General features: G+C 45.2%; 18 protein-coding genes. 5 read left to right on the top strand and 13 right to left on the bottom strand.

The genetic code is table 11. The annotated features are described in order from the left end of the window. Positions 1 to 5: 5 nt before the first annotated feature. The 12 genes from C5Z26_RS12785 to rnz form a co-directional block, all read right to left on the bottom strand. Positions 6 to 347, bottom strand: coding sequence for an IS3 family transposase (locus C5Z26_RS12785; RefSeq protein ID WP_370447980.1), 342 nt, complete (start codon positions 345 to 347; stop codon positions 6 to 8). A 59-nt stretch (positions 348 to 406) separates the two neighbouring features. Beyond that, entirely contained in the window at positions 407 to 889 is a 483-nt protein-coding gene (locus C5Z26_RS12790; RefSeq protein ID WP_370447981.1) for a helix-turn-helix domain-containing protein, read from the bottom strand. A 203-nt stretch (positions 890 to 1,092) separates the two neighbouring features. Continuing rightward, entirely contained in the window at positions 1,093 to 1,512 is a 420-nt protein-coding gene (locus tag C5Z26_RS03145; protein WP_105448571.1) for a PTS glucose transporter subunit IIA, read from the bottom strand. Between the two features lie 134 nt (positions 1,513 to 1,646). After that, entirely contained in the window at positions 1,647 to 3,398 is a 1,752-nt protein-coding gene (locus C5Z26_RS03150) for a thiamine pyrophosphate-dependent enzyme (RefSeq protein WP_105448572.1), read from the bottom strand. 84 nt (positions 3,399 to 3,482) lie between these two features. Then, positions 3,483 to 3,905 (bottom strand): Rrf2 family transcriptional regulator, encoded by a 423-nt coding sequence (locus tag C5Z26_RS03155; RefSeq protein ID WP_105448573.1) that lies wholly within the window; start codon positions 3,903 to 3,905, stop codon positions 3,483 to 3,485. Positions 3,906 to 4,015: 110 nt separating this feature from the next. Beyond that, positions 4,016 to 4,312: a DUF2316 family protein gene (locus C5Z26_RS03160; protein WP_105448574.1), complete on the bottom strand. Its 297-nt coding sequence runs from the start codon at positions 4,310 to 4,312 to the stop codon at positions 4,016 to 4,018. Further along, on the bottom strand, positions 4,312 to 4,746 hold the full coding sequence (locus tag C5Z26_RS03165; RefSeq protein WP_105448575.1) for a MarR family winged helix-turn-helix transcriptional regulator: 435 nt from the start codon (positions 4,744 to 4,746) through the stop codon (positions 4,312 to 4,314). The genes C5Z26_RS03160 and C5Z26_RS03165 overlap by 1 nt, the downstream gene beginning before the upstream one ends. A gap of 162 nt (positions 4,747 to 4,908) precedes the next feature. Further along, complete coding sequence (locus tag C5Z26_RS03170; protein WP_105448576.1) at positions 4,909 to 5,427, bottom strand: adenine phosphoribosyltransferase; 519 nt, start codon at positions 5,425 to 5,427, stop codon at positions 4,909 to 4,911. Positions 5,428 to 5,445: 18 nt separating this feature from the next. Next, positions 5,446 to 7,779, bottom strand: a complete 2,334-nt coding sequence (gene recJ / locus C5Z26_RS03175) for a single-stranded-DNA-specific exonuclease RecJ (RefSeq protein ID WP_105448577.1) — start codon at positions 7,777 to 7,779, stop codon at positions 5,446 to 5,448. Positions 7,780 to 7,802: 23 nt separating this feature from the next. After that, complete coding sequence (locus C5Z26_RS03180; protein WP_105448578.1) at positions 7,803 to 8,153, bottom strand: lipopolysaccharide assembly protein LapA domain-containing protein; 351 nt, start codon at positions 8,151 to 8,153, stop codon at positions 7,803 to 7,805. A gap of 12 nt (positions 8,154 to 8,165) precedes the next feature. Then, positions 8,166 to 8,957 carry an SDR family NAD(P)-dependent oxidoreductase gene (locus C5Z26_RS03185; RefSeq protein WP_105448579.1) on the bottom strand — a complete coding sequence of 264 codons (792 nt, stop codon included), beginning with the start codon at positions 8,955 to 8,957 and terminating at the stop codon, positions 8,166 to 8,168. Between the two features lie 19 nt (positions 8,958 to 8,976). Beyond that, a complete protein-coding gene (gene rnz, locus C5Z26_RS03190; RefSeq protein WP_105448580.1) occupies positions 8,977 to 9,903 on the bottom strand; it encodes a ribonuclease Z in 927 nt (308 codons plus the stop codon). A 145-nt stretch (positions 9,904 to 10,048) separates the two neighbouring features. Here rnz and C5Z26_RS03195 point away from each other — a divergent pair, with 145 nt between their 5' ends. Then, on the top strand, positions 10,049 to 10,330 hold the full coding sequence (locus tag C5Z26_RS03195) for a hypothetical protein (RefSeq protein ID WP_105448581.1): 282 nt from the start codon (positions 10,049 to 10,051) through the stop codon (positions 10,328 to 10,330). A gap of 57 nt (positions 10,331 to 10,387) precedes the next feature. On the opposite strand, the gene obgE is transcribed toward C5Z26_RS03195, so the two are convergent. Further along, positions 10,388 to 11,683, bottom strand: coding sequence for a GTPase ObgE (obgE, locus tag C5Z26_RS03200; RefSeq protein WP_105448582.1), 1,296 nt, complete (start codon positions 11,681 to 11,683; stop codon positions 10,388 to 10,390). Between the two features lie 234 nt (positions 11,684 to 11,917). Between obgE and C5Z26_RS03205 the strand changes: the two genes are divergently transcribed. The 4 genes from C5Z26_RS03205 to C5Z26_RS03220 all read left to right on the top strand — a co-directional run bounded on the left by C5Z26_RS03205 (position 11,918) and on the right by C5Z26_RS03220 (position 17,042). Next, positions 11,918 to 12,673 (top strand): DeoR/GlpR family DNA-binding transcription regulator, encoded by a 756-nt coding sequence (locus C5Z26_RS03205; RefSeq protein WP_105448583.1) that lies wholly within the window; start codon positions 11,918 to 11,920, stop codon positions 12,671 to 12,673. Next, positions 12,670 to 13,587 (top strand): 1-phosphofructokinase, encoded by a 918-nt coding sequence (gene pfkB / locus C5Z26_RS03210; protein WP_105448584.1) that lies wholly within the window; start codon positions 12,670 to 12,672, stop codon positions 13,585 to 13,587. Before C5Z26_RS03205 ends, pfkB begins: the two co-directional genes overlap by 4 nt. A gap of 27 nt (positions 13,588 to 13,614) precedes the next feature. Then, positions 13,615 to 15,567, top strand: coding sequence for a PTS fructose transporter subunit IIABC (locus C5Z26_RS03215; protein ID WP_105448585.1), 1,953 nt, complete (start codon positions 13,615 to 13,617; stop codon positions 15,565 to 15,567). A 176-nt stretch (positions 15,568 to 15,743) separates the two neighbouring features. Further along, positions 15,744 to 17,042, top strand: coding sequence for a metallophosphoesterase family protein (locus tag C5Z26_RS03220; protein ID WP_105448586.1), 1,299 nt, complete (start codon positions 15,744 to 15,746; stop codon positions 17,040 to 17,042). Positions 17,043 to 17,049 lie beyond the last annotated feature (7 nt).

A 17,049-nucleotide genomic window follows, 5' to 3' on the forward strand; every position in this document is an offset into this window, starting at 1 on the left:
TTCCCTCAACGAACCTCAGTCACATCGGTAACGATTTTTTGAAATGGTCGGTCCGTTTTGAAACGACGGTTTAAAAGGTTATGGGCAACTGTACCAACGGTTCCTTTGTAAGAATTATATTTCTTAGTTCGGCGATTGAATGCCTGACAAAGGAGATTGTTTTCACGCATAATGCGAAGTACGGCCTTGTGGTTAACGTTGATACCCTTGTTTTTAGGCGCTAAGGTCACGGTTCGGTAACCATAATCGGGATTTTCCAAGCGAATGCTTTTAATCTCATCAACTAACATTAATGAGCCTGATTGATATTCACGGTGAAGTGCATCGTGGTAACTACTACTCGACATCTGTACTGCTTTTAAAACCACAACTAATTTAACATTGAATTTACGCCTTAGCTCAGTGATTAGCTGGGCTTTTTCTTAGTTTGAGATTTTTTCTGTGCCAAGGCTTCGAGTTTTTCCAAGTATGCTACCCATATTCGTAAAAGCTCGTTTTCTTCTTGAAGTTGCTTTAAAGTTTTGGGTTGTTTAGATTTATCTGTCATTTTTAAAGACCGTCCTTTAGATGGCTTAAGACGTCCCTCAATCAGTTTGCATTCCCAGTCCCAAACCATCATCGGTTGCTTTAGTCTGAAATGAGTTGCCGTTACTGGATATGAGGCATGGTATTCTTGTCGCCATTTGATAACTTTAATTTTAAACGAATAGTCATAAAATGTCTTCCTACAACAATGCTCTAATCCTTGAATTCCAAAAATTTTAAATTGAGTGAGCCACTGATAAATCGTTGCACTGCCTTTAATGCCATATTTTTTCATAAGTAACAGGGACGAAGTTCCTTGGAGATATTCCCTTAATACTTGTTGCTTTATTTTAGCTGAAAACATAGTAAAACCCCCGGAGTTTGGATTTCCTCCAACTCAGGGGGTTCACTTTAAAGCCCAATTCGTAAATGAATTGAACCCCAATTTTCCTCATCAACACCGGTTGACAAAGAACCAGTATTCCTTTGCTTTTCTTAGTCGTTAAGTAGTTGTACTCGCTATGGATTTTTTATTCAGCTATAGATTGCACTTCAATTGTAAATTCGTCACCCTAATAATTGGGCCACCAAACCACGGCCATGCGTACTGCGACGCGAGACAGGTATTAATTCATCACAAACCACTACCGCTGAATCCACTGCGGCAACACTTAAGGTGCCCAATAACGTAATGGGCGAAACTGTATCACCGACACGTACTTGCCAGTCAAATTGACCGGCTAATTGTGTCGCACCAGCCGCTAGCCGTAACCAATATTGGCGGCCATCCAGGGCTTGAAATTTAATTCGTTGACTGGTTATTGCCAAAACTTCACCATTTACCGGTGAATAAACTGCATCATTACTTGGTTGTAATGCTAAGACTGCCGTCGCCGCCGTCATTGCTGGCACTGCGGTTAAATCTACCGTACGACCTTGAACCGGTGCCGAAAGTTTCGATAATTGCTGTTGTCGCCAGAATCCCATGAAATGACCTCCTCTATTTTTCTACACCTTCACCCTAACCTATGAAACCCGTATCAGGTCAAGGCAGCAATCCTACTTTCTCAATAAAAAAAGCGAATCGCTAATAAAACGCGATTCGCTGATAGCTTCTTTAATTAAGCTAATTGTTGCATTAACGTTGATAATGCTGGCTGAGTTGCCTCATCCAAGGCATATTGTTGCCGATAGCTGGCAATCGTGTCGGCATCAAAATTAGCCGGATCAACGGGCACAAAACTCGTGTCAATTGGATCAACATTCTTAATTTTAGCATCCAACACGATTGGCAACTTGTTGCCAGCGGCTTGAAGTTGGGCAATCTTTGCCATTGCCACTTTCAATTCGCTCAAATTAGTCGCTTTCAAACCGATGGCGCCCATGTTCTCCGCCATGCCAGCCCAATCGGCACCAATTAAATCAATCCCATATGGTGCTTGACCAGCTGCAAGCTTTTCATGACCGATATAGCCCAATGCCTTATTTTCTAGGACTACATTGACTACCGGTAATTGGTATTTCACTTCAGTTAGTAAGTCTGGCATAACCATGGCATAGCCACCGTCACCAGAAATTGACCAAACCTGTTGATCAGGATAGCTCAACTTGGCTGCTAAACCAGCTGGTAAGCCAAAGCCCATCGTGCCATACCAAGCCGACATGGCAAACCGTTGTTGCTGGTTAAATGGTAATTGCCGAATTGCCCATTCCGTATTATTTCCAACATCTAAGCCAAAGACTGCATCCGGTGTCGCAGCAGCTTTAATCGCTGCCATCACACCTTCAGCCGCTAAACCAGCTTGGTCATCTTCAGCTAATTGTGTCAGCCATTGATCCCAGTTGGCCTTATCTTGTTTAGCTGCCTGAACAAAGGTCGTTTCAGGACGTGTGACCTTCGTCGCAGCTAAGGCAGTTAAAAACTCACCTGCATCCGCCAAAACAGTTTGATCCGCATCCCGTTGCTTACCTAAATCCGCTAAATTATTGTTAACTTGAATAAATTTAATGGTTGCTGGCAAAAACCGGGCAAAGGGATAATTGGTTCCAACAAAGAGAACTAAATCGGCTGCTTGCGAGACTTCAAAAGCAGCCTTAGTGCCTAAACGCCCACGTGAACCCATGAATAATGGATGATCAGTTGGCATGACACCAGTCGCAGGTGCAGTCGTCAATACTGGTAAATTGAATTGTTCAGCAACTTGGACCACCGCTTCACGCTGACCACGAGCGCCCTGACCCACCCACAAAATCGGATGCTTAGCTGCTTGTAACTTAGCCGCAACCGTTGTCACATCGGCTGAATTCAATACGGGTTTTTGCACCACTTTAGCTAACGGTGCCGTCTTAAACCCATCAAAATCAATCGTTTGACCTGATAAATCATCCGGTAAAATCACGACTGAAACCGAATGAGTCGCATAGGCCGAACGAATTGCTTCGTCAACAACATATGGAATTTGCGCCGCATTTGTGACTTGCTTATGAAATTCCGCAACATCCGCAAAGACGGGATCTTGATTCATTTCTTGGAAAAAGTTCGTGTTCATAATTTCCGTTGCGGATTGACCAACTAAGGCTAAAACTGGCACTTTATCCATTTTGGCATCATAGAGACCATTTAATAAATGTACCGAACCAGGCCCGGCGGAACCAAAACTGACCCCAATTTTGCCGGTCAACTTTGCATCAGCCGCTGCAGCTAAAGCGCCAATCTCTTCATGGCGTACTTGAATATACTTAATTTGTTCACGTTCTTGGTATAACCCATCCACTGTGTTATTAATCGAATCGGCTGTAATACCATAGAGATGATCAATTTGCCAACTTTCTAATACTTTTGCTACTGCTTGACCAGCTGTCATTTTTGTCATATTTAGTTCCTCCTACGTTGATTGTGTCTGTTATAAGCACATCATTACTTTAAAGCTAACTGTCGGCCTTGTCAAAATTTTTGTCTAAATCGATTGATAACTTGCCAAATCATCTAGCACATCTTGTAAGGTGATTTTTTCCATGCGCCCTTCAGCACTACTTTGAATTTGTTGATAGTACGTCGTCATCACTTTCGGAATCACACTACCAACCGGACAAGTGACTGACGTATCTCGATCAACCGATAATAACTCACGATGCGTGCTAACCGCCAGATAAATCGCTTTTAAGCTAATCTGAGCTGGCAGACAAGCAAGCTGTGGTTTAGCAATGCCACGGGTTGATTGTAATAAGCCAGCCTTTCGTAGCTTACTCATCAACCGCCGCACCATCGTCGGATCAGTATTTAAGCTGGCCGCAATCCGGTCACTTTTTAACTCATCCGCCTGATGGAGGGCCACATAAGCCATGATATGGGTGGCATCGCTCAATTGTGTATTTGCCATCATCTTCACCTCAATTTCAGTTCCGTTGTTGTGGTTAATAATAGCACATCTAAATTAAAAAAACGAGCTTTAGCAACCTGCCAAAGCTTGTCTCGTTCAATCGGCCCCGCCTAAAGCCGTTCACGGTTAATACGCGCTTGATTTAAAAACCAATAATCCGCAGCATCTCCGACCAAATAATGATATGGTACTGGTGTAATCCCTTGTTGGGTCAACTGTTGCGCTAAATAATTTCGTAAGATCCAAGGATCTTCAATTCGCCGCACCTTCAACGCCAAAACCGCTTGCAGGTGTTCAGGTGTTGTTTGTAACGCTGTCGCAACTTGTGCGTCCGTTAACCCACTGCGTCTAAAATTCGTTTGTAGCTCTTGACTAGTCGTTTGCCGTTCAACTGGATTTAATGACATTAATCAGCAGTCCCTTCCAATAAAGCTTGCATAACTTGTAATAATGGCGCTGGTAACTGTGCCTGCTGTGCCATTGTTAGACCGCTTTTAACCTGTTGGTCCAAAGCAGCAAAACTCAACTTGATTTTTTGAATCAATGCCGTACCGGTGACCGTCAAAAATAGTTGTTTTTCGCGATCATTTGCTGGTGCCAGCCGCCGTTCAATGAGCTGTCGCTGGCTTAATCCTTTTAATAAATTAGAGGTACTGGCCGCTTGCCGATGCAGGTAATCCCCCACTGCTCGCTGGTTAGTACCAGGGTGATGATGAATATAAGTTAAGGTACGCGCTTGTTCAGGATTAACGCCCCATTGTTTCAATTGACGACTTAACTGCTGTTCTTCTAATTTGGCAATTTGATAAATCAAACTCGCCAAAGATGGTTGTGTCTGCATGACTAGTGACCTCCTTTACAACTGTGACTATCATACCACCAACACTTTTAATTACAAGTGTTTTGATTGAAACTGTTAATTTGCCTGATGGTTCTGAGCAACCGATTAAAAAAGTGTGCTACTTTGAGTTAATCTTCAAAGTAGCACACTTTTAATCATTCTTTAAAATTCCATCAAACTTAATTTATCGTAACCTTTTAGCTTGTCGTCACCATGTAACGCTTTTAATTCGACTAAGAAAGCTGTCCCGACGACGTTACCGCCCAACTCTTCTACGAGTTTGATTGTCGCAGAAATGGTCCCACCAGTCGCTAATAAATCATCCGTCACTAAGACGTTTTGACCTGGTTTAATCGCGTCTTTATGCAAATAAAGGGCTGATTGGCCATATTCTAAGTCATAAGTTGCTTTCACGGTTGCCCGTGGTAACTTTCCCTTTTTACGGGCAGGTGCAAATCCCACGCCTAATTCATAGGCAACTGGACAACCCACGATAAAGCCCCGTGCTTCTGGTCCAACAATCATATCAACATGCTTATCACGTGCAAACTTGACGATTTGGTCAGTCGCTTCACGGTAGGCTTCACCATCCGCCATCAAAGGCGAAATATCCCGAAAGATAATCCCAGGTTCTGGATAGTCGGGGATACTTGCAACATACTTTGTTAAATCTAATGCCATTGCTTAATAACAGCTCCTTCAATTCTTCTCTGCGGCTTGATTTTTCACCCAGGTTTGGAGGGCCGCAGATTTACTATACAAAAGCGTTTCTTCAGCGACGATTTGTTGCTCACGTAACTGATAACTGGGGGCGTGATGTAGATCCGCTTTAGGCGGATTCGAAACGCCATTCATGACACCATCATTTATTTTAACAAATCCGACCTCAAAAAACACCTGTATCATAAAAATAAGCAAATTTCGTTGTAAATGTAAGTGACTAGCCACCAATGATAATTGATGATGAATATCCACATCTTGCTGAGTCATCGCAAATTTATACAGGTTCGCAAATTGAGTTCGGCTCGGCATTCCTGCCAAATAGAGCGATTCCCGCCGATATAAGTACAACGTTAACTGATTAAGGGGCAAGGCCGTTAACACCGCTGTTAAATCAGCCAAAGTATCCGGACAATCCACTATAAAGACCGGCTGATCAGGCTTAATCGCACTAAAGTCAGTGGTCTGATCACTCACTAAAATCGCTTGCGCAGTTGGCTTTAAATAATCCGACGACCGTTTCAGTAACGCGGCATGGAAAAACAAATAAATACCCGGCGTACTAAAATTCTTGGCCGCCAAATGCTGCGTCCGCGCATCAATGACTTGTGATCCCGTAATAGCTAAATCTTTAATCATAATCTGTGGCGTCGTTCGACCATTCCACGTGTTAGCATTTAACTCGCCAACGACGCTCACAGCCGTCGGGCTAGCCTGAATAGCTGGCGCGACCGCTCCCATTGAAAAAGCAATCGCATCCACTTGTTGCTTACCATCACTTAATTGTAACTTTAAATGCTGATGTTCTGACCCAATAGCTCGCACTTGTGGAATGGCCGTCGGTTTCAATTCAAAGAGTGGCGCTGGATTATCCATACCAAACGGTGCGAGGCGTTTAATCGCCGTCAACGTTGCTAATGAAGCCGCCTCAATGGTCAATTCACCGGCCAATTTTAGCTTTGGCTGTGCATTTTCAGCCAAATTTTGCGCCGTAGCCGCCGTCTCTAATGCCGCTTTAAGTTCAGCCAAATGGTCGGCCATCACGGTTAACCCAACCGCCATATGATGCCCACCAAAAGCCACTAGTGCTGTCCGAATTGGATCAATCGCCGCAAACAAATTATAAGCCTCAATACTGCGTCCACTGCCCTTCAAGCGACCATTTTCATCCGCATTTAAGACTAAGGTTGGTTTACCGGTGCTTTCCACAATCCGACTCGCTACAATCCCTAGCACCCCTTCGTGCCAATCGTGACCAGTAATGACCAACGTTTGTCGCGGTTGATTTTCCGCTGTTTGGGCCTGGGCCAACGCTTGATCTACAATATCATGAACTAAACTTTGCCGTTGTTCATTCAACTGATTGATTTGAGTGGCTAATTCGGTTGCACGTGCCTCGTCCAAAGTCGTTAACAGTTCCACACCGGTTTGCGCCGATTGTAGCCGCCCTAAAGCATTCAGCCGCGGTGCAATCCCAAAGCCAATACTGGTTTCATCGAGTTGATCCGGTGTAAGCCCGGCAGCCTTGATTAACGCCGCTAAACCTGGCCGGGACGTTTGCCGTAAAACTTTTAACCCTAAGGTCACTAAGGTTCGGTTCTCACCAGTGAGGCTGACTAAATCAGCCACCGTCCCAATGGCGGCCAGATCCATTAATTCTTCTGGTATTTCTTCTAATAATGCAGTTGCCACTTTAAAAGCAACGCCGGCACCAGACAAGTCCCCAAAGGGGTAATGCCCTTCTGGGTGCCGCGGATGCACAATCGCATAAGCCTTGGGTAACGTGGTTGGCAATTCATGATGATCGGTCACCACGACATCAATCCCTTTGGCCTGTACCGCATCAATCACGGCATTACCTGCAACCCCATTATCCACTGTAATAAAGAGTTGGGTACCTGCCGCAATCAAGCGGTCAAACGCAGCCTGATTGGGACCATAACCGTCTTTAAAGCGGTCAGGAATATAATAATTCACGTTAGCGCCAATTTGTTCCAGCGTTTCGTACATAATCGCCGTACTTGTCAGCCCATCGGCATCATAATCCCCGTAAACCGTAATCTGATCATCCGCCATAATGGCCGTCTGAATCCGTTCAACCGCGCGTTCCATATCATGCATTTGTAACGGATCATGCAACGGTTGTGCCGCTGCATTTAAAAATTGTTCCGCTGCCGCTGTCGTCGTAAAACCACGCTCAATCAGTAGTTTTGCGACTAACGGTGGGACGTCGACCGCCGCTGCTAACGCCGTCACTGCAGTATCGTCAGTTATCGCTGCCGGTAAAATCCATTGTTTTTTAGCCGCTAACATGGCATGCTTCCTTTCAAACTGTTTTATTTAGTCGGTGTCGTTGGTTGTGCCGCACCTTTACCGCTAGTTTGCTTACCTTTATTATTTAAGCGTAACGTCAACCGTTTGTTTTCCGCCGTTAAATCAGCGATTTTTGCTTGGGCATCCGTCAAAGTTTGCTTATATTCGTTATTCTTTTTCACTGAATTAAACGTCGCCATTAAAACCGCAATCGCAACTCCTAAAATCAGGGTAATTAAAATAACCAGAATTAACGGCCATTGAACTTTGGCTACCCCAAAATTAACTTGGACTGGATCCACATTTAAAATAGCAAAAACGACAATGACCAAAACAATCACTAAAGCACTCACTAACCGCCATTGATTCTTCATCTTACCAACCCCTTATTTAAAATTAAATACTGTCCCAGCTAACCAATCGCCAAGTTTGGGCGCCATCTGATACCCCAGATTAGCGGCAGCCATGAGCCGTGGGCGATTAAGTTCACGGCGTTGGTGCCCTACCTTACTCACAATTAATGCTGCCAATTTAACCGGATTTAACGCAATTTTATCAACTTGTTCCAAATAATGACCCGTTGGATCGGCTGTTTTAAAGAAGTCAGTCGTGATTGGCCCAGGATTAACCGTCATCACATTGACTCGTGCCGGCTTCAATTCCAACCGAAGTGCATTGTCATAGGCAATCAAGGCCGCCTTAGTTGCGGCATAGACCGCCGACTTAGGCGTTGCCAACTTACCAGCAATTGACGCCACGTTCACAATTTCCCCGTGTCGTGCCAGCACCATGCGTTGAGCCGCTAATTGACTGACATACATGACGCCCAAAGTGTTGACCCGAAACATGCGGGTCATCATGGCCGGTGAAATCGCCACAGCTGGCGCCAAGTACCCAAAACCAGCCGCATTAATAACGATATCTAAGCGTTCGAACTGTTGATCAATCATCGTAAAAACCCGTTCAACCGCTGCCACTTGGCTAATATCACCGGCACAAACTAGTGCTTGTGCCTGCGATAACACCCGACATTGCGCAGCCACCGCTTGTAACCGAGCTGCCCGTCGAGCCATCAAAACAACATGCGCCCCCTGTGCCGCCACCGCTAAAGCGAGCTGTTCACCTAGTCCACTAGACGCCCCGGTAATGAGCACGGTTTGCCCCGTCAAATCTGGCATATTAGCCACCTCAACTTTCTTATTTAATCGGAACTTCAATTAAATCAAAGTCACGCACAACTTTGGTATTTTTAAATACTTGTTGGGCCTGCTTTTGGAGTTCTTTTGATAATTTACCCGTATAGCGAGCTGAAATATGCGTTAATAAAAGCTGCGTCACACCTGCTTGTTTAGCGACTTGTGCCGCTTGTGTACTCGTTGAATGATAATAATTACGGGCCAACTTGCCTTCATCTTTGCCAAAGGTACTTTCGTGAACTAACACGTTCGCATTTTCAGCCAGACTAATGGCATTCGCCGTTTTACGCGTATCCCCTAAAATCGTCACAATCCGACCAGGTTGCGGTGCCGCAATGAAATCTTGACCATTAATCGTCCGACCATCAGGCAACGTCACTGTAAGACCGGCCTTTAATTGACCATATACCGGACCACTTGGAATCTGCATGGCTTTCAGCTTCTCAGCCTGTAACTCACCTGGATGTGCTGCCTCCTCGACCCGATAACCGACCGTTTCAATTCGATGTTCCAAATGCTGGAAAGAAACTTTAAACGTGGCATCTTCAAAGATGACCCCATCATCACCCAGCTCTTCAAAATGGAGTGGATATGACAGCCGCGTGCCCGAAACCCGCAGTGCAGTCATCACAAAGTCACGAATCCCCTTAGGCCCATAAACCGTCAAGGCTTCATCACCGCCCTGAAACGAGCGTGAACTTAAAAAGCCTGGCAAACCAAAAATATGATCGCCATGTAAATGTGTAATAAATATTTTAGTGATTTTACGTGGCTTTAACGTCGTTCGTAAAATTTGATGTTGCGTCCCTTCACCCACATCAAATAGCCAGACCTCATTGCGCTCATCAAGTAATCGCAAGGCCGTGCTTGTTACATTTCTAAACTTCCCCGGCGAGCCGGCACCGGTACCCAAAAATTCTAATTGCATAATTTTGTTCGTCCTTATCTGTACAGTCTGCTAACCATTTTACCGAAAATAATTGGATTCGACAACGATTAGTCTTTGTATTTAGTCTCAACCTATTGTATCATTTCAGACGGAATTATTAGTAACGAATTATTGGAGGTTCCCGATGCGTTTAATTGATTTCAAACTTTCAACGGTGGATTTGGACCACCAGCTCCCACTCTATTGGGAACATGACCACCAACAGTTCCCAATTGACACCGTGACTTTAGTCGCATCACACTTGATTTTACAGTCGCACCCCCAAGCAAAACCCCTGACTTTAGACCAATTGACGGCGCGCACGCGCCAAGTCAATGGTCAAGTCCAACTAATGGTGCGACCGGCGGCTGATCTCATGCCATTATTTGGCTATCGGTTAAGCCAACACCACCTACTACTAGGTTAAAATATGAAAGAAACGTGAGCTCAAAAATGGGCTCACGTCTCTTTTTAGGACTAGGTATTAGTCCATGAATTGGAATTGATAATCTAAAATTTGAATCGTATCACCATTCTTAGCACCAGCAGCTCGTAAAGCATCGTCGATTCCCATGCCACGAATCTGACGTGCAAACCGCATCAAGCTTTCTTCACGATCTAAGTTGGTCATCTTAAACAAGCGTTCCAATTTTTCACCAGCCAGCACAAACAAGCCTGGTTCTGGATTATCAACCGTAAATTCTTGGCTAGGTTCAGCTTGATACTCACGATGAGCCACATCATCGATCCCTTTGATTGGGAATTGAGGGGTGGTATCTAACAAGTCCGCCGTTTGTGCGAGCAAAGCTTTAATGCCTTGTTGCGTAATGGAGGAAATTGGATAAATTGCTGGCACGGTGGCCAACGTATCATCCGTTTTTAACTTAGCTTCAAACTCAGCTAAGTTTTCGGCTGAATCGGGCATATCCATCTTAGTCGCCACCACGATTTGTGGTCGTTTTAGCAATTCAGGGTCATAACTCGTTAATTCATGATTGATTTTTAAATAATCTTCAAATGGGTCATTTTCTTCAACGCCACTCATATCAATCAAATGTAAAATAACACGGGTCCGTTCAATATGCCGTAAAAACTGAATCCCAAGACCAACCCCATTTGCGGCGCCTTCAATCAGTCCCGGCAAATCTGCCATAACAAAGTCACGTCCGTCATCTAACCGGACCATCCCTAAGTTTGGCACCAACGTCGTAAAGTGATAAGCCGCAATCTTAGGCTTAGCACTGGTAACGACGGATAGGAGCGTCGACTTACCCACGGATGGGAACCCAACTAAACCAACATCCGCTAGCACTTTCAGCTCTAAACGAATCGTTAACTCAGCACCAGGTTCCCCATTTTCAGAAATTTCCGGTGCCGGATTTTTAGGACTGGCAAAGTGAATATTGCCACGACCACCACGACCACCTTTAGCAATGACGAGTTTTTGGTCCTTTTCGGTAATATCACCAATTAAGTCACCACTTTCGGCATCCGTGACGGTTGTCCCAAGGGGAACTTTGATGATACGATTCTTAGCGGAACGTCCCGTCATCTGCTTAATCATCCCGTTACCACCGGATTCTGCCTTGAACTTACGGGTGTACCGAAAATCCATTAACGTCCGTAAACCTTCATCAGCGACCAGCACGATACTCCCACCGCGACCACCGTCACCACCGGCTGGACCACCGTTAGGAACGAATTTTTCGCGCCGGAATGCGACCATCCCATTGCCACCGTTACCGGCCTTTACATCTACTTTTACTTGATCAACAAACATCGTTTTCTCCTGTTTCTTCTATATTATTTATCTACGAAATGGTTCGTGCGAAATTAGATACCTGACCTAGTATACAAATGTTCGGTGACTACGTCAAAGTATCCGCTGTAATTGGCGGTTAGCGCTCAGTTTTAAGCTTCAATGACTGCTTTTGAACTAAATTGACGTTTTTTGAAGCTTTTTGTTGCGTTTTGACGATTGAACGTGTATATTATTCTTCGGAGGGATTTGAAAGTGCTTACAGAAGAGCGTCAACAATACATTTTAAATACAATCCGTTTTAAGGGCATTATTAAGATCAAAGACATTTGTTCAAAAACTAATTGTTCGGAGTCCACGGCTCGCCGCGACCTTCAACAATTGGAAGAACAAGGTGATTTATTGCGCGTCCATGGTGGCGCTAAATATATGAACTCACTCCAAGAGGAACCCGCCATGAATGACAAAGTTTCTCGTAACGTGGATGCCAAAGATCGCATTGCCCAACAGGCCGTCGCCAATATCCAAGTGGATGACGTCATTTACTTGGATGCTGGGACATCAACTTTAGCGATGATTGCCCACCTCAGCCCGCGGTACAACTTGCGGGTTGTCACTAACGGGGTCGTGCACGCTTCAGTCTTAGCCGACATGGGCATCAAGACTTACCTGCTCGGTGGTAATTTAAAAAACACCACTAAGGCCGTCATCGGACCAGAAGCCGTAAAGTCCTTACAAGAATATCGTTTCAATAAAGTTTTCTTAGGCATTAACGGCGTCCATCCCAAGTTTGGGCTCACGACGCCTGATCCTGATGAAGCCATCGTCAAAAAGACTGCGATTGCACAAAGTGAAGAAAGTTTTATCTTAGTGGATAATACTAAATTTGACCATGTTTCCTTTGCGCGGGTTGGCGATCTCGCTAGTGCGACGATTATTACCGACCATTTAACGCCAACTTTGGCGGAACAATATCAACCATTAACCACTATCCAGGAGGTCACATCATGATTTACACCATTACCGTCAATCCTTCGATTGATTACGTGGTTCAACTGCCCCATATGACACTCGGCAGTGTGAACCGCCTTGCCCATACCGCTAAATTACCTGGTGGTAAAGGTATCAATGTTTCACAAATCTTAAACGAATTAGCCCAACCCAATATTGCGCTCGGTTTCTTAGGCGGGTTCACGGGTACTTTCATCAGCACGGCTCTAACTGCCAAAGGCTTGACCAGTCGCTTCACGACGATCGCCGATGACACCCGCATCAATGTTAAAATCCATGCGGATGCTGAAACTGAATTAAATGGCGCCGGTCCACAAATCACCGCCACCGAAATCGACCAATTCTATCAAGAATTAGCCCAATTAACACCAGCCGATGTGGTTGTCATGTCTGGGAGTTTAGCACCTAGTCTTCCTGACAGTTTCTACTATGACATCATTCAAAAAGTAAAAGCTGCGGGCGCTAACTTCGTGATTGACACCACTGGCGAAGCCTTAAAGAAGACCTTGCCTAGTCAACCATTGGTCGTCAAACCAAATAATCATGAATTGGCCGCTTATTATGACACGACTTTCAATAGTCAAGCCGACATTATCGCTGCTGGTCAACGGATGTTAGCCGCAGGTGCCCAACATGTCTTGATTTCAATGGCCGGTGACGGTGGCCTGCTCATCACACCAGACCACGTTTACTTTAGCCCCGCACCAAAGGGGCATGTTATCAACTCCGTTGGTGCTGGTGATTCAATGATTGGCGGATTTGTCGGTACTTTCGCTAAAACTCACGATGCGGTTGAAAGCTTCCGATATGGCCTAGCTTGTGGGTCCGCAACGGCCTTCTCTGAAGACATTGCTACCCGGGCTAAGATTGATGAGATTCTACCTTTAATTAAGATTGAAAATTTAACTAACTAACCAGTTCAGAAAGGACTGTTACACCACATGGATATTCGCGACTTATTACTAAAAGACGTCATGATCATGGATATGACTGCCACGACCAAAGACGAAGCCATTGACGAATTAGTTCATAAATACGCTGAACAAGGCGTCATCAATGACGAAGCACTGTATAAAAAAGATATTATTAAACGTGAAGCCGAATCAACTACTGGGATTGGCGACGGGATTGCAATGCCCCACGCTAAAGATAAGGCTGTTCAACGCGCGACTGTCTTGTTCGCCAAGAGCGACGCCGGTGTTGACTTTAATGCTTTAGACGGTCAACCCGTCCACTTATTCTTCATGATTGCTGCGCCTGAAGGAGCCAACAACACACATTTGCAAGCTTTAGCTGCCCTTTCAAGTCTCTTGATTGATCCGGACCTAGTCGCTAAGTTGAAGCAAGCCCAAACACCAGCCGACGTGCAAACGTTATTCGGTGATGCTCAAGCTGCTAAAGAAGCCAAGGACGCTAAAGATGAAGCGGCCCGCGCTGAAAAGGCCGCAGCACCCGCTGCACCAACTAGTCACTATGTCGTCGGCGTCACTGCTTGTCCAACTGGGATTGCGCACACTTACATGGCCGAAGCTGCTTTAATCAAACAGGCAGAAGCAATGGGTGTTGATATTAAAATTGAAACCAATGGTTCTGAAGGGGTTAAACATCTTTTAACCGCTGACGAAATCGCCAAAGCTGATGGCGTCGTCATTGCCGCTGATAAAAAAGTTGAAATGGCTCGTTTTGATGGCAAACATTTAGTTAACCGTCCAGTGACCGATGGGATTAAAGAACCAGAAAAATTAATCAACGAAGCTATCAGTGGTGATGCCCCAATTTATCATGCTGATAGTAGTGATGTTGCCGCTGATACGACCGGCAATGCTGGTAGCGGTGTTTGGAACGAAATCTACAAGAACTTAATGAACGGGATTTCACATATGTTGCCATTCGTCGTTGGTGGTGGGATCTTAATGGCCCTCTCCTTCGTCATTGAACAATTTGCTGGTGGTGGCAAGAGCACAGCCTTTGTCTTCTTGAACCAAGCTGGGAACATGGCCTTTGCCTTTATGATTCCTGTATTAGCCGCCTTCATTGCCGAATCAATCGGTGATCGTCCAGCCTTAATGCCTGGGTTTGTTGGTGGGTTTATGGCAACTGTCTACACTGGCGCTTATGGTGGTGCTTATACGGCTTCCATCGTGGCTAATGCCAAGAGTCCGGCCGGCTTCTTAGGTGGTTTAGTCGCTGGGTTCTTAGCAGGTTACATCACCGTTTGGATGAAGAAAGCCACTAAGAATATTCCGGCTTCCTTAGATGGTATGAAACCAATGCTGATTTTCCCAATCTTGGGCTTACTATTAACTGCCCTCTTAATGTTCTTCGTTGTTAACCCAATTTTCTCAGTCATTAACATCTGGATTACCAACTTCTTGGAATCCATGGGAACTGGGAATGCCATTCTCTTAGGGATTGTCCTGGGTGGGATGATGTCAATTGATATGGGTGGTCCTTTCAACAAGGCTGCTTACGTCTTTGCAACTGGTGCCTTTACCGCAACCAACGATGGTAACTTAATGGCTGCCGTTATGGCTGGTGGGATGGTGCCACCATTGGCAACTGCCATCGCCACGGCCTTTTGGCCAAAGAAGTTTACGGATGACGAGCGTAAAGCTGGGATTTCAAACTGGTTGCTTGGGATTTCCTTCATTACTGAAGGGGCTATTCCATTCGCCACTGCTGATCCATTGCATGTCATTGGTTCAAGTGTCGTCGGTGCTGCTATTGCCGGTGGTTTAACTCAACTATGGCAAGTTTCCGTTCCTGCTCCTCATGGTGGCCTCTGGGTCGCACTCTTAGCCACTAATATTTGGGGCTACGTTGCCGCTACTGTGATTGGTGCGGTCATTGCCGGGGTAATTCTTGGTATTTGGAAGCCCGCTAAAAAAGCTTAATTCAACCCAAAAAGTGATTGCCGAAAATCTTTTGATTTTCAGCAATCACTTTTTTTGTTCCCCAGCCACTACTACCTCGGGCCAACATCTTTATTTTGCCACATCGGTTCAATCCTGCAATCAAACGGTTATAATAAAAGTATAAATTAATTTATTATTGAAATGAGACGATACTTTTGAAAGTCAAAGCAACAGTCCTTGGTAGCCTAGTAATCGCTGCCCTACTCCTATTAACCGGCTGTCATCAGGCGACCGTCACCACCCTGCCAGCAGTCAAGAAGCCTACGATCACAGCCATGGTGATTAGTGACGACCATGTGATTGCGCCCCGTCTGCATGATAATGGTCCGGCCTTCAAATCCTATGCAGCCAGTGACGCCGGTGCTGACTTAAAATATAGTGCGACTATTTTTAAGGCCTTTATTGCGACTGCCTTAACTAAAAAACCAGATGTCGTCATTGTCAGTGGCGACATTACCAACAATGGCGAAAAAGCTAGTCATGAGTACGTGGCACAGCAACTAAACCGGTTAATTCAGGCCCATATTCGCGTCTATGTCGTTCCCGGCAATCATGATATTAATAATCCGCTAACTCGCCGTTTCAAAGGGAAGAAACAAGCAGAAACAGTTGCCGTGAGCCCCAGTGACTTTAAGCATATTTATAAAAACGCGGGCTATCAGCAAGCCACCGAGACTGACAAAAATTCATTAAGTTATCTGGTTAAACCGAGCCAGAAAACTTGGTTCTTAATGCTCGATTCGGCCATTTATCGCAGTAATTACCAGCAAGGTAGCTCAACCGTTGGTGGTGGCTTTAATGCCGGTACTTTGGACTGGATTGCCAAAGTCGGTCGTGCAGCTAAGAAACAACATGCCACGCTAATTCCAGTCATGCACCACAACTTAATGGATCACACCGCTATTCACCAAAATTACACTATCGGATATGCCGATGAAGTTCAGCAAGTTTTCGCTAAAGCGGGCATTAAATTAGCTTTAACTGGGCACTTGCATGCGCAAAATATCAAGCAAATGACCACTAACGGCCAATCATTAACGGATATTGCCAGCGGTGCCCTCATTCTCGGTAGCCATTATTATGGGACGCTCAAGCTTAATCAGACGACCGGGACTGCCAGCTATCAGGCACAAGCCACTAATGTTGACAATTATATTCGAACCCACCAAGGCGCAGCGGCAGTTCAGGCTTATCAAAAATATGATCACGACGTCTTATTTGCAGCCGGCTATAACGCCGCTTTACAATCATTACTAGAAGACCCTGATCTTAACTATTCAACTAAACAAACAAAAACGTTAGCAACGGGCATGGCTGCGGCTAACATTGCGGTCTTTCGTGGCACCGCTGTTCAAGCTAGTGCGAACATCACAGCTTGGGAAAAACTCCCAAAATCAACGCCACTACGCCAATTTGTATTAGCCACCCGCCATTTAAGTGGTAATCTCACTTAGATGCCCA

It is taken from the genome of Lactobacillus sp. CBA3606 (assembly GCF_002970935.1).
Lineage (GTDB): Bacteria > Bacillota > Bacilli > Lactobacillales > Lactobacillaceae > Lactiplantibacillus.

What these genes read in the sequence shown, in the direction of transcription:
- C5Z26_RS12785 (WP_370447980.1), bottom strand. Translation starts at nt 347, where the DNA reads ATGTCGAGTAGTAGTTACCACGATGCACTTCACCGTGAATATCAATCA.
- C5Z26_RS12790 (WP_370447981.1), bottom strand. Translation starts at nt 889, where the DNA reads ATGTTTTCAGCTAAAATAAAGCAACAAGTATTAAGGGAATATCTCCAA.
- C5Z26_RS03145 (WP_105448571.1), bottom strand. Translation starts at nt 1,512, where the DNA reads ATGGGATTCTGGCGACAACAGCAATTATCGAAACTTTCGGCACCGGTT.
- C5Z26_RS03150 (WP_105448572.1), bottom strand. Translation starts at nt 3,398, where the DNA reads ATGACAAAAATGACAGCTGGTCAAGCAGTAGCAAAAGTATTAGAAAGT.
- C5Z26_RS03155 (WP_105448573.1), bottom strand. Translation starts at nt 3,905, where the DNA reads ATGGCAAATACACAATTGAGCGATGCCACCCATATCATGGCTTATGTG.
- C5Z26_RS03160 (WP_105448574.1), bottom strand. Translation starts at nt 4,312, where the DNA reads ATGTCATTAAATCCAGTTGAACGGCAAACGACTAGTCAAGAGCTACAA.
- C5Z26_RS03165 (WP_105448575.1), bottom strand. Translation starts at nt 4,746, where the DNA reads ATGCAGACACAACCATCTTTGGCGAGTTTGATTTATCAAATTGCCAAA.
- C5Z26_RS03170 (WP_105448576.1), bottom strand. Translation starts at nt 5,427, where the DNA reads ATGGCATTAGATTTAACAAAGTATGTTGCAAGTATCCCCGACTATCCA.
- recJ (WP_105448577.1), bottom strand. Translation starts at nt 7,779, where the DNA reads ATGTTAGCGGCTAAAAAACAATGGATTTTACCGGCAGCGATAACTGAC.
- C5Z26_RS03180 (WP_105448578.1), bottom strand. Translation starts at nt 8,153, where the DNA reads ATGAAGAATCAATGGCGGTTAGTGAGTGCTTTAGTGATTGTTTTGGTC.
- C5Z26_RS03185 (WP_105448579.1), bottom strand. Translation starts at nt 8,957, where the DNA reads ATGCCAGATTTGACGGGGCAAACCGTGCTCATTACCGGGGCGTCTAGT.
- rnz (WP_105448580.1), bottom strand. Translation starts at nt 9,903, where the DNA reads ATGCAATTAGAATTTTTGGGTACCGGTGCCGGCTCGCCGGGGAAGTTT.
- C5Z26_RS03195 (WP_105448581.1), top strand. Translation starts at nt 10,049, where the DNA reads ATGCGTTTAATTGATTTCAAACTTTCAACGGTGGATTTGGACCACCAG.
- obgE (WP_105448582.1), bottom strand. Translation starts at nt 11,683, where the DNA reads ATGTTTGTTGATCAAGTAAAAGTAGATGTAAAGGCCGGTAACGGTGGC.
- pfkB (WP_105448584.1), top strand. Translation starts at nt 12,670, where the DNA reads ATGATTTACACCATTACCGTCAATCCTTCGATTGATTACGTGGTTCAA.
- C5Z26_RS03215 (WP_105448585.1), top strand. Translation starts at nt 13,615, where the DNA reads ATGGATATTCGCGACTTATTACTAAAAGACGTCATGATCATGGATATG.